The organism is Streptomyces phytophilus (assembly GCF_013870535.1).
Taxonomy (GTDB): Bacteria; Actinomycetota; Actinomycetes; order Streptomycetales; family Streptomycetaceae; genus Streptomyces; species Streptomyces phytophilus.
Genome location: NZ_JACBXC010000073.1, coordinates 1 through 12,328 on the forward strand (window position 1 = coordinate 1; position 12,328 = coordinate 12,328).

Sequence of the window (12,328 nt, forward strand, 5' to 3'; positions counted from 1 at the left end):
CACGCGCTGGACGTCGAGGGCTCCGACGGATCGCACGGGGTGCCGATGGACTGGTCGACGATCGAGGTCTCGGGCACCGGCGACCCGGCGCTCGGGCACTGGGTCGGGCGCCGGCTGCCGGACTTCGAGGCCGCCCGCCGGCTGCTGCTGGACGACCGGCTGGCGACGACGATCCTCCAGCACGTCGGGCACGAGGAGAACGTCCGGACGATCATGACCCACCCCGCGCACACGGGCGGCAGCGACGGCATCCTGCACGGCGCGAAGCCGCACCCGCGGGCGTACGGCACCTTCCCGCACTACCTCGGCCACTACGTCCGCGAGCTGGGCGTCCTCACCCTGGAGGAGTGCGTCCACCACCTCACCGCCCGCCCGGCGACCCGCCTGCGCCTGCCGGACCGCGGACTGGTGCGGGAGGGGTACGCGGCGGACCTGGTGCTGTTCGACCCGGCGACGGTGGCGGCGGGAGCGACGTACGACGAGCCGCGTCGGGGCCCGGTGGGGGTGCCGTACGTGCTGGTGGGCGGGGAGTTCGTCATCCGGGAGGGCCGTCGGACGGCGGCGGTGCCGGGCCGGACGGTTCGGCGGCGCGGGCGGCTCTGAGGGACGCGGCGACATCCGTGGCGTAGCCCAGCAGCTTGCCCCTGCTGTTGAACATCGAGGCGCCCAGCTCGGCCGCGGCGTCCCTGTGCTCGGGGGTGATCCGGCTGGACAGGAACGCCGCGGGGCCGGTGTACGTCCCGGAGCTGCGCCAGGTCTGCAGGTCGCCCAGGCCGGCGACCCGGTCGCCGTCACGGGTGAGGTCGGAGATCAGCAGGTCGAACCGGAAGACGGTCATCTCCCGGGATGCGTCGGCAGCACGCACGACGGTGACCGCGGCCCCCAGGTTGCGCATCCAGCGGACGACAGCCCTGTTGCTCGGGCGCTTGCCGTCGATCCAGAGGATCCGCACGCCCTCCAGCTCACGCACGGGTGGCGGGCCCGCGCCCGTGTCCCAGGGGTGCGCCGGAGGGACGGGGTGGGAATAGCCCGGCGAGGGCTGGGCCTGGGCCTGGGCGGGCACGGGGTACGACTGCTGTGCCTGGCGCCGCTGGGAGGAGGGCTCCGGGAACGGCAGCTGACGCCCGTACGGCGTCTCGGCCCCGTACGGCGTGCCGCCGCCCGCGGACGCCGTCCACGCCCCGTACACCTCGCCCCCCAGATCCCCGTACGGGCCCGGTGCCGGCTCCGCGTAGTCCGGTCCCTCCACCGCCGCCGGCGCGCCCTCGCGCAGCAGCACCAGCAGCCGCTCCGCGTCCGGCAGCTCCAGCAGGTCCGCCAGCAGGGACGTGAACCCCTGGTCGTCCGCATGCTCGGGGAAGCCGATGGGCAGCCGCCGCTCCAGCAGCTCCAGCGCCTGCGCCGGGTCCTGCTCCCCCGCCGGCGCGGACAGCTCGTACTGCTCGAAGAACGTGCCGGCCTCCGCGACCGAGGCGTACTCCAGGGGCGGACCCTGCGCGGCCGGCGGCACCGGCGACAGCAGCGCGCGCCGCACCCGGCGGTACGTCGTGAACTCCTGCACCACGTCCTCGCCGGGGGCGCCCGACGCGCCCGTCATCATCCGGTAGAACTCCGGATAGAAGTACTGGAGCAGCAGCGTCCTGATGACCGCCTCGGGGCGGAAGCCGGACCACACCGGGTTCAGCGTGGCCTCCAGGACGAAGCCGTTCACCAGCCGCTTGATCCGCCGCGGATTGCGGCCGGACCGCTCCACCAGCAGCTTCTTCAGCTCCTCGTCGAGGATCCCGTGGATGCCCGCGGCGCGGGCGCACCACTCGACGTAGCGGGCGACGCCGTCGTTGTCCGCGACGGGGATGCGGTAGCTGGTCTGGAAGATCTTCTCCATGAACGCCGACCCCGCCGGCGACAGGTCGCGCAGCAGCCCGCTGGGGCCGAGCGCGGAGCGGTCGCAGCCGACGACGAAGACGAGTCCGGGCACGTCGAGGTAGACCTTCAGGGCCTCGCAGACGGCGAGGACCGTCTCCTCGGAGCAGCGGTCGAGGTCGTCGATGAAGACGACCAGCAGCCGCCGCGGCCGGTTCCCGGCCCACTCGCGGGCCATGCGCCCGATGTCCTCGCGCATCCCGTTGCGCGCCTCGGGGCCCGCGTCCCAGCTGGTCCACAGCTCGTCGACGAGCCCTGCCGCGCCGAGCGCCCCGCCGAGCGCCGTGGTGACGGCGCGTACGCCGCGCACCACCGTGCGTCCGCGGGAGATCCGCGCCAGCGCGCGCTTGAGGGTGCGCCGCTCGAAGCGGACGAGGACCGACTTGACCAGCCCTTCGAGGGCGTCGGCGCCGGTGGAGGTCCAGGCGTTGTACCAGACGGTCTCGACGCCGGGCTCGGCCCGCAGCCGGGCGTCGGCCAGCCGCATCAGGCTGGACTTGCCCATCCCCCAGCCGGCGTCGACGGCGAGGGTGAACGGCGTCGAGCCGCGAGAGGCGTGCAGCAGCCGGGCGAGCCGGGCGGCGGCCGGACCGGTGCCCAGGACGTCGTCGCCGGGGGCGGCCACGGGCTCGTCGTTGACGAGGGCGAGCGCGCCGGCGCCGAGGGTGGCGAACGTCGGTGCGCCGGTGGGGGATTGGGCCGCCATCCGGGCATTGTGGCAGGTGCGGCGGGGCCCGGGAGGGCGGTCGGACATGTGACCGGGCTCGCACACGGGGCGCCGGTTATCCGGAGGCGGGGTGCGGGGACGGCCCGTACAGTGGCCGCATGCAGGTGATCCAGTCAACGAAGCTCGCCAACGTCTGCTACGACATCCGGGGCCCGGTGCTCGAAGAGGCGATGCGGCGCGAGGCGGCGGGTCACCAGATCCTCAAGCTCAACATCGGCAACCCGGCCCCATTCGGCTTCGAGTGCCCGCCGGAGATCCTGGAGGACCTCCTGCGCACCGCGGGCAGCGCCCACGGGTACGGCGACTCCAAGGGCATCCTGCCCGCCCGCCGCGCCGTGATGCAGCACTACCAGACCAAGGGCATCGACCTGGACGTCGAGGACGTCTTCCTCGGCAACGGCGTCTCCGAGCTGATCCAGATGTCCATGCAGGCCCTCCTCAACGACGGCGACGAGGTCCTGATCCCGGCCCCGGACTACCCGCTGTGGACGGCCGCGGTCTCCCTGGCCGGCGGCACCCCGGTGCACTACCGCTGCGACGAGCAGGCCGACTGGATGCCCGACCTCGACGACATCGAGCGCCGCATCACGGACCGCACCCGCGCCCTGGTCGTCATCAACCCGAACAACCCCACCGGCGCCGTGTACGACGCGGAGCTGATGCGCGGCCTGACGGACATCGCCCGCCGGCACGGCCTGGTGCTCTGCTCCGACGAGATCTACGACAAGATCCTCTACGACGACGCCACCCACGCCCCCACCGCCACGTACGCCCCCGACCTGCTGGTCCTCACGTTCAACGGCCTCTCCAAGGCGTACCGCGTGGCCGGCTACCGCAGCGGCTGGCTGGCCGTGTGCGGCCCGAAGCAGGACGCCCGCAGCTACCTGGAGGGCCTGACGATCCTGGCGAACATGCGCCTGTGCGCCAACGTCCCCGCCCAGCACATCGTCGCCACCGCCCTCGGGGGCCGCCAGTCGATCAAGGACCTGATCCTCCCGGGCGGCCGCCTCCTGGTCCAGCGCGACACCGCGTACGACCTGCTCACCCAGATCCCGGGCGTCACCTGCGTCAAACCCAAGGGCGCCCTCTACGCCTTCCCCCGCCTGGACCCCAAGGTCCACAAGATCAAGGACGACGCCCGCTTCGTCCTCGACCTCCTCCGCGCGGAGAACATCCTCCTGGTCCAGGGCACCGGCTTCAACTGGCCCCACCCGGACCACTTCCGCATCGTCACCCTCCTCGAAAAGGACGGCCTGACGGACGCCATCACCCGCATCGGCACCTTCCTGGACGGCTACCGCCAGCGCTGAGACCCACGCCTGAACAGGCGGGGCCGTGTCACCTTCGCGGGGTCCCGGACGTCAGTGGCACAACACTGAGTCGTCGGAAGGTCGCGTGACCGTGGACCCCTCTGAATTCCTGGCTGCCCGCTTCGACGAGCAGCGTCCTCAGCTGAAGGCGGTCGCGTACCGCATGCTCGGTTCGCTGGCCGAGGCCGACGACGCGGTCCAGGAGGCGTGGCTGCGGCTGGCCCGGTCCGACGCGCGGGAGATCGACAACCTGGGCGGCTGGCTCACCACCGTCGTGAGCCGGATCTGCCTGGACATGCTCCGGGCGCGCAAGCGCCTGGGCGAGGAGCCGCTGGACGCCCGGTTGCCCGATCCCGTCGTCAGCCGCGAGGACGGGACCGACCCCGAGCAGCAGGCACTGGTGGCCGACTCGGTCGGGCTGGCGCTGCTGGTGGTGTTGGAGTCGCTCAGTCCGGCCGAGCGGCTGGCGTTCGTCCTGCACGACATGTTCGGGCTGCCCTTCGACCGGATCGCGCCGCTCGTCGACCGCACGCCCGCTACGGCGAAGAAGCTGGCCAGCCGGGCGCGGCAGCGGGTCCGGGGCGCGACGCCGCCCGCGGACCCGGATCCGGCCGACCAGCGCCGCGTGGTGGACGCCTTCCTGACCGCCGCGCGGGGCGGCGACTTCGAGGGCCTGCTGTCGCTCCTCGATCCGGACGTGGTGCTGCGCGCGGACGGCGGGGCGCACACCGGGGGTCTGCGGACCGTCCGCGGTGCCGACGCCGTGGCGGGGCAGCACGCCACGTTCCGCCGCATGGCCACGGCCGCCGCCGCACACCCCGCACTGGTCAACGGTCTCGCAGGGCTGGTCAACACCATCGACGGGGAGTTGGTCTCGGTCATGAGCTTCACCATCACGGGCGGCAGGATCGCCACCATCGACATCCTCTCCGACCGGGAGCGGCTGGCCCGCCTCGACCTGGACACCCCGGCCGACTGATCCCGCCGGGATCTCGGCGGGACCGCGGGGACCCGCGGGACCCGCCGAGATCGGTTCCGCGGATCGGTCACCTTCCCCGTGTCCCCGCCGTCAGTGCGCTGAACGAGCCCACCGGGCCCGCCCGGCGAGGTCCGCGTAGCTCCAGGGCGCCTCCCCGCGGGACGCCTCCGGCCGCCGCCTCCCCGGCGGCGGGCCGGCCCGTCCACGTCACGCACTCGGCCGAAGGGTTACCACCGTCATGATTTCCGCACGCTCCTACGCGCCCCGGTACTCACCGGGTGCCGTCCTCGCGTTCCTCTGCCTGGGCCAGTTCATGGTCTTCCTGGACGTGTCGATCGTGAACCTGGCGCTGCCCTCCATCCGGGAGGAGCTGGGGATGTCCGAGGTCAGCCAGGAGTACATCGTCACCGCGTACGCCACCGTGCTCGGCGGCCTCCTGCTCCTCGCCGGCCGGCTGGGCGACACGTTCGGCCGCCGCCGGCTCCTCCGCGCCGGCTTCGTCGTCTTCGCGCTGGCCTCGCTGGCCGCGGGCCTCGCGGTCAACGGCCCCATGCTGATCGCCGCCCGCGCCGTCCAGGGACTGGGCTCGGCACTGCTCGCTCCGTCCGCGCTGGCGCTGCTGACCAGCAGCTTCCCCGAGGGACCGGGGCGCAACAAGGCGCTCGGCGTCTGGGGTTCGCTGGCGGGCATCGCCTCGATCGCGGGCGTCATCCTCGGCGGGCTGCTCGCCGACGGGCCCGGCTGGGAGTGGATCTTCTACCTGAACGTGCCCCTCGGCCTGGGCGCCGCACTCGCCGCGCCCAGGATCGTCCCGGACGGCCGCGGCGCGGAGCGGGGAGACCGCCGCCCGTTCGACACCTTCGGGGCGCTGACGCTCACCTCGGGACTGCTGCTGCTCATCTTCACGCTCGGCGAGGCCACCCGCATCGGCTGGACGACCGGCCGCACACTCGGCAGCCTGGCGGGCGTCGCCGTGCTGCTCACGGCGTTCGTGGTGATCGAGTCCCGTGCGGCGGCGCCGATCATGCCGCTGGGGTTCGTACGCAAGAAGACGATCCGCATCGCGAACATCTCAGCGGTGCTGGTCTTCGGCACCTTCTCCGCCCTGTTCTTCTTCGCCAGCATCTTCATGCAGCAGGTCTACGGCTATTCGCCGCTCAAGGCAGGGTTCGCCTACCTGCCGCTGGCGGTGGCCGTCGCGGCGGGCGCGGCGGTGGCCTCCGGCCTGCTGGCGAAGCTGGCGGCGCGGACGGTGCTGATGGCGGGCCTCGCCACGACCGTCGCCGGGCTGCTGCTGATGTGGCGGGCCCCGGCGGGCGGCGCGTACGCCGCGGACCTGCTGACGCCGTTCCTCCTGCTCGGCCTCGGCTGCGGGATGGCGTACGTGACGCTGCAGATCGCGGCGTTCACCGGGCTGAGCGAGGCGGAGGCCGGGACCGGCGCCGGGCTGATCAACACCAGCCAGGAGGCGGGCGGCGCACTCGGCCTCGCGGTCATCACGACCATCGCGTACAGCGGCCTGTCCGGCGACCTCGCGGCCGCCGCCGGTGACCCGGAGCTGATCGTCGCGGCCCAGGAGGCGGCCAACCACGACGCGTTCCTGACCGCGGCGGCGGGCGGCTTCGCCGCACTGGTGATCGCGGCCTTGCTGATGCCGCGCAGCCGCAGAACCGCCCCGCACCCCACCACCGGCCAGGGTACGGGGGACCCGGAGCACTTCGACCTGACGCATTGAACGGAAGACCGCACGGCATCGGGGGTGTGCCGCCGCGGGGTTGGGCCGGGCGCACCGCGCCGTGCGACGATTCCTGCCCTTTGGAACTGCCGGGGCACAACCGAGTCGACGGCACTTCGAGTGGATTGTGGTTCCATCTGTGTCGCGCTGGCCATTTCGATGCCCCTTCAAGGCAGGTGAACTGCAAGCGAGCGAAGGGCCGATCGCGAGTAGGCGCTCGTGGGATGGTCACTCACATCCGCGACCGCTCGGGCCAACGCGCGGAAGATTGCGACCCGCTCAGAGGCGCTCAGGCCCCGCAGCGCAGACAGGAAACCGATCAAAAGGGTCAGCGGGTAGATCGCTCGGTGGAGGGTGAGTACACCAGCGCAGATCACAGTGGTCAAAAGTGCCACGGTCACGATGAGAGCCTTCCTGAGTGACGTCGCACCGTTTGGTGCGCTCCGCCTATTAGGGCTGCGCGGTGCAGGAAGCCCGAGCCGCCATCCACGCCAGTGCGATTGAATCACCTGGTCAGAAAGACTCTGTCCGGACTTCCGGTCCGGATGTGCTGGAAGCTGTCGTCGCATGCCATGTGCACGTCACAGCCCAGACGGTCGATGTCGCTGGCCGAAACATTCTCCACTCGCGAGACCTCACGAGGTTGCCCGAAGGTGCCACCTCAGGGCTCAACGAACATCTCTTTCATCCATTAAGAACACCACACCCCGACCGTGATCGACGACTCGTGACGGGCAGGTGATGAAATGACCTGGTCGCATCCCCTCAGTGGATAAATCCTCTGCTCGGATCGCGAGGATTACCGAACTCCTCGAACCATCCTTCGGGGCGCAAATCTCCGATTCCCATATGTTGATTGAGAGGGCTGTCGGGGTGCTCCAACCCCTGCATTATGGGGTCGTACAGAAAGAGTACATCGTGGTCCAGGAAGAGTAGATTTGAGCAGGTGGACCAGTCGTAGTCACCACGCTGTTCGGGGAGTCCTTGAGTGTACTCGGCTACCAATTCCGGTTCATCGCATGTCATTTCAGAAGCACGCTCCAGGGCGAGATGCAGCGCCAGTTCCTCGGCGGCGCAGCGCGGCTCCGGGGAATGACCGAGGGAAATATCCTCGTTGAGATCGTCCAGCGCCCTCAGCACCCTGCGCCGCCAAGACCGCGGCTGGCTCCACGTCGATGCCGGCAAGCATGCGAAGAAGACCCCAAAGCTTTCCGGGGAAACCGGCTGATCGCCCAACTCATCCATCTCGTCCTGTGCCATATCGGCGAGTATCTGCAGATTGCAGGCGAGTATGCGCGAGGTGCGGGGTGTCATACGCCAGGGCTCTTCGTCTTCCTCACCCCAGTCGACGTCTCGGTCCCAGGTCTTCGAACCTATTTCGCGGCCCTCTTGAGCTCGGTAGATCCCAGGAGCGTTGAAGGATGCGATCGCGACCGCGTCTCCGCCTTCTGCTGCCTGGACGTACCAATTATGAGCTTCGGCACTCTGCCCACGCCTCTGAGCGATGACACCCCGGAGCCGCATGGCAAGTACATCTCCCTGCGCTGCGGCTCTCTCATAACAGGTCGCAGCGTCATCCCATCGGCCTTCAATTTCGTGCAGGGCGCCAAGGGAGCGGGCCTGCAGGGGCGTGCCTGTCTCAGCTATGGTCCGGTACCACGAGGGCCATGTGTGTTCTGGGCGCCGTTCGCGTTGTACGAACCCGAGATCGTGCATGGCGGCATGATTTCCGGCACCCGCCAACGGCGAGAAGCAGCGTTCCGCGAGTGCCAGACGACCGAAACGAAATGCGGAACGTCCAACGGGCAGCAGTTCGTTTCCACCATTCGCGTGCGTGACCGCTGCCTCCCATACCTCGTCAGGCATGCCCACCGATCCACCTTCCCTGGCGATGGCGTCCACAAGGTAGTCGAATGGCCGCCAGGCGCCTGGAACCTCTGTGGCGACCAGCATCCCCGTCACGCCATATTGGATCTCAGTCGCCCAGTTCAGAGCGTGTTCAAGACTTTCCACTCGGAGACGGGCGGTGTCCGCGGGATTAAGATAGCAGGGGGACAATGCCAGCAGCGTCATGGCAGGCAGAGGAGTGGAGATTCCTGCGCGGGCGAGATCAATAGCTGCCTGCACCAGGGTTGCACCACGAGGGTGGCCGCCGGGGTGACACCTGGCAGCCAGGAATTCTTCGAGCAGCTTCGGGCCGGCTGCGAGATATTCCGCAATGCCATGAATACCATGATGGCGAGCTGCCTCTACCAGACGAGTATCCGGATTCGGGTGTGCGAGGTACTCGCGGAGCCAACCTTTTTCCGACTCGGACCATTGTCGGCTTAGAAAAACGGGCTCGACGAGGTTCAGGACCCGGGACCCGGGGCGGCGCACAGACGCCACGTCGGCTTCCGCACCTCGCAGTGAACGCTCACTGTAATTTCCATACGCCTCGGAGCGCATGGTGGCTATGACCACAACATGCTGATCGAGGAGCGCAGACAACATGCCTTGGTCGAGGCCGCCCGGGAGGAGATGGCGATCGAGGTCATCCAGCCAGAGGACCCAGTTCCGGCGGTCGGAACCGGGCGACGACACGTGCGACAACACGGGGCTCAGCTCGCTGGCCGCAGGTGGGGCAATGATCCAGTAATCGGGGAGTTCACGTCTGACAGCCTCGAATGCGCACCGCGATTTCCCAGCCGTGGACTGGCCGACCAACAAGACGAAGCCACCGCTCTCTTTGGCTTCTGCCAGTTGAGCCGCCACCGGCCCGTCCGCATCCCGCGGCAGGTAGATCGGCAGTAAAGGGCCGCCCTCCAGGCGACTCGTTCGGTGTACACCCAGTTCCAGAGGCTTGGCTTCAGCCACCGGACGGATCGGTACCCGGACCGCGCCTGCCGTGATGTGACGCGACTCTTCCTGCGAGGGAGGGGGGTTCCTTGATCGCGCTGCGCGCAGCAACCGGTCCCAGGCTGCCCGATCGGCGAGCGCGTCCGGGATGGAAATGTTTCGCTTTCCAGCCAAAGCAACGATCGCACGCAGGAAATGCTGAAATAGCTTGTTCGTCGGTACGTGCTTTCCGCTTCGCCAATCGCTGATGCGCTGAACGGAAAGGGGAGTTCGCCCAAGGTTGTCCTTGCTGGCGGAGCAGATCGCAGCCGGCTTGGGATAGTCAGTAGCAGCAAAAAGCACCTCCAGGCGCTCCTGGAATTTCCGCTTTCCTTTATGCTCAGTCACGAAGAAAGAATCTCTCAGCGCTGTCAGATATTTCCGAGGTCCACCTTGACAGGGAAGGGGGCCGTAGCCTTGATCAAACCGGTGAACATCTCGCCGTCCCGGTATACCTTGGTGGCAGGGTCAAGCACGTAGGTGTAGACGAGCGGAACGCCAGTGGCGGTCTCCTCGACACGCCAGTAGAAGAGGATCCCGGCCTTCGCGTACTGATCCACCTTCACGACCCGGTCTGTGGTCTCCGAGCCAGGCGACACGACCTCGACGACGAGGAGCACATGCTCCGGGCGGGTGGGCGTGATGTCAATGGTGTCTGCCCGGTAGACGATGACGTCCGGGCGCCGGTTGGTGAGGGGTACGTCCTGGAGGCGGACGTCGAAGTCGGTGTCGGCGTTCCAGTCCGGGCCCGCCGCCGTGTCCAGGGCGTTGGCCAGGATCCGGGCCAGCCTGTTGTGCCGCTTGGACGCGCTCGGACTCACGACGATCATCCCGTCCACGATCTCGATGCCGGCGCACTGTTCCTCGGACCAGGAGTCGTACTGCTCCGCGCTGATCTGCGTGTGCATCCACGCGGGGGCGACCATCTCCGCGCTCACGGTGTACCTCCCTCGATCAAGGATGACCGTCGGTGCCGTGCTACTTCGCCCAGCGTACTGGCCCTCGCAGTCAGGGCGCGCTGACTGCTGAGCAGCGCTGTGGCGGCGTGAGAGGCTGGACCGTATGAACCGCCTGGCCGATGCCCAGTCGCCGTACCTGCTGCAGCACGCCGACAACCCGGTCGACTGGTGGCCCTGGTCGCCGGAGGCTTTCGAGGAGGCGCGGCGGCGGGACGTGCCCGTGCTGCTGTCGGTGGGGTACGCCTCCTGCCACTGGTGCCACGTCATGGCGCGGGAGTCCTTCGCCGACGAGGCCACCGCCGCGGAGCTGAACGCCGGGTTCGTCAGCATCAAGGTCGACCGCGAGGAGCGGCCGGACGTCGACGCCGTGTACATGGAGGCCGTGCAGGCCGCCACCGGGCAGGGCGGGTGGCCGATGACGGTGTTCCTCACCCCCGACGCGGAGCCGTTCTACTTCGGTACGTACTTTCCGCCGCGCCCGCGGGGCGGTATGCCGGCGTTCCGGCAGGTGCTGCAGGGTGTGGCGGCGGCGTGGGCGGATCGGCGGGGGGAGGTCGACGAGGTGGCGGCGCGGGTTGCGGCGGATCTCGCCGGGCGGACGCTGAGCGCGGCCGTGGGCGGTGCCGGGGACGGCGCGCCGGGGGCGGCGGAGGTGCATGCGGCGCTGCTGGAGCTGACGAAGGAGTTCGACGCGGTACGGGGCGGGTTCGGCGGTGCGCCGAAGTTCCCGCCGGCGATGGTGCTGGAGTTCCTGCTGCGCCACCACGCCCGTACCGGCTCCGCGGGGGCGCTGGAGATGGTGCAGGCCACCTGCGAGGCGATGGCCCGCGGCGGCATCTACGACCAGCTCGGCGGCGGCTTCGCGCGCTACTCGGTGGACGCGGAGTGGGTCGTTCCGCACTTCGAGAAGATGCTCTACGACAACGCCCTGCTCGCCCGCGTCTACGCCCACCTCTGGCGCGCGACCGGCAGCGAGCAGGCCCGGCGGGTGGCGCTGGAGACCGCGGACTTCCTGGTGCGCGAACTGCGCACCGAGGAGGGCGGCTTCGCCTCCGCGCTCGACGCCGACAGCGACCGCCCGGACGGCGGCGGGCACGCCGAGGGCGCGTACTACGTGTGGACGCCCGACGAGCTGCGCGAGGTCCTCGGCGCGGAGGACGCGGCGCTGGCCCGCGCGTACTACGGCGTGCCCGAGGAACCGGCGGCCGCCACCTTCGAGGAGGGCGCCTCGGTGCTGCAACTGCCCGACACGGGGACGCCGTTCGACGCCGGCCGGATCGCCTCCGTACGGGAGCGGCTGGCGGCGGCGCGGGCGGAGCGGCCGCGGCCGTTCCGCGACGACAAGGTGGTCACCGCGTGGAACGGGCTGGCCATCGCCGCCCTCGCCGAGATCGGCGCGTACTTCGACCGGCCCGACCTCGTCGACGCCGCGGTGGCCGCTGCCGACCTGCTGGTACGGGTGCACATGACGGACGGCACCGGGGAGCCGGGCACGGCGGGCCGGCTCGTACGGACCTCGCGCGGCGGGGCGGCCGGCGACAGCGCCGGTGTGCTGGAGGACTACGCCGACGTGGCGGAGGGCTTCCTCGCGCTCACCGCCGTCACCGGCGAAGGGACGTGGCTGCACCTCGCCGGGCTGCTCCTCGACACCGTGCTCGACCGTTTCCGGGGCGAGGGCGGCACGATGTACGACACCGCCGACGACGCCGAGCGGCTCATCCGGCGCCCCCAGGACCCGACGGACAACCCGACGCCCTCCGGCTGGACGGCGTCCGCCGCGGCGCTGCTGTCCTACGCCGCGTACACCGGCAGCGAACG

8 protein-coding genes are annotated in these 12,328 nt (G+C 69.9%); 5 read left to right on the forward strand and 3 right to left on the reverse strand.

All coding sequences use genetic code 11. The features are described from left to right. Positions 1-603, forward strand: a 603-nt coding sequence (locus H5J30_RS07005) for an amidohydrolase family protein (protein ID WP_181786285.1), incomplete at its 5' end; no start/stop codon positions are given. Here the strand turns inward: H5J30_RS07005 and H5J30_RS07010 are convergent. Beyond that, on the reverse strand, positions 536-2,629 hold the full coding sequence (locus H5J30_RS07010) for a P-loop NTPase fold protein (protein ID WP_181786286.1): 2,094 nt from the start codon (positions 2,627-2,629) through the stop codon (positions 536-538). The two genes, H5J30_RS07005 and H5J30_RS07010, sit on opposite strands and share 68 nt — an antisense overlap. 119 nt (positions 2,630-2,748) lie before the next feature. Here H5J30_RS07010 and H5J30_RS07015 point away from each other — a divergent pair, with 119 nt between their 5' ends. The 3 genes from H5J30_RS07015 to H5J30_RS07025 all read left to right on the forward strand — a co-directional run bounded on the left by H5J30_RS07015 (position 2,749) and on the right by H5J30_RS07025 (position 6,674). Further along, the gene (locus H5J30_RS07015; RefSeq protein ID WP_181786287.1) at positions 2,749-3,960 is read left to right on the forward strand and encodes a pyridoxal phosphate-dependent aminotransferase; all 1,212 of its coding nucleotides are present in this window, start codon (positions 2,749-2,751) and stop codon (positions 3,958-3,960) included. Between the two features lie 85 nt (positions 3,961-4,045). Next, the gene (locus tag H5J30_RS07020; protein WP_181786288.1) at positions 4,046-4,939 is read left to right on the forward strand and encodes a sigma-70 family RNA polymerase sigma factor; all 894 of its coding nucleotides are present in this window, start codon (positions 4,046-4,048) and stop codon (positions 4,937-4,939) included. 238 nt (positions 4,940-5,177) lie between these two features. Continuing rightward, the gene (locus tag H5J30_RS07025; RefSeq protein WP_181786289.1) at positions 5,178-6,674 is read left to right on the forward strand and encodes an MFS transporter; all 1,497 of its coding nucleotides are present in this window, start codon (positions 5,178-5,180) and stop codon (positions 6,672-6,674) included. A gap of 765 nt (positions 6,675-7,439) precedes the next feature. Here H5J30_RS07025 and H5J30_RS07030 read toward each other — a convergent pair. Both H5J30_RS07030 and H5J30_RS07035 read right to left on the reverse strand, forming a co-directional pair. Continuing rightward, positions 7,440-9,899, reverse strand: a complete 2,460-nt coding sequence (locus H5J30_RS07030) for an SEL1-like repeat protein (RefSeq protein WP_181786290.1) — start codon at positions 9,897-9,899, stop codon at positions 7,440-7,442. Positions 9,900-9,922: 23 nt separating this feature from the next. Then, complete coding sequence (locus tag H5J30_RS07035; protein WP_181786291.1) at positions 9,923-10,489, reverse strand: Uma2 family endonuclease; 567 nt, start codon at positions 10,487-10,489, stop codon at positions 9,923-9,925. Between the two features lie 124 nt (positions 10,490-10,613). Between H5J30_RS07035 and H5J30_RS07040 the strand changes: the two genes are divergently transcribed. Continuing rightward, positions 10,614-12,328 (forward strand): thioredoxin domain-containing protein (locus tag H5J30_RS07040; RefSeq protein WP_181786292.1); only part of this gene is annotated, 1,715 nt, incomplete at its 3' end.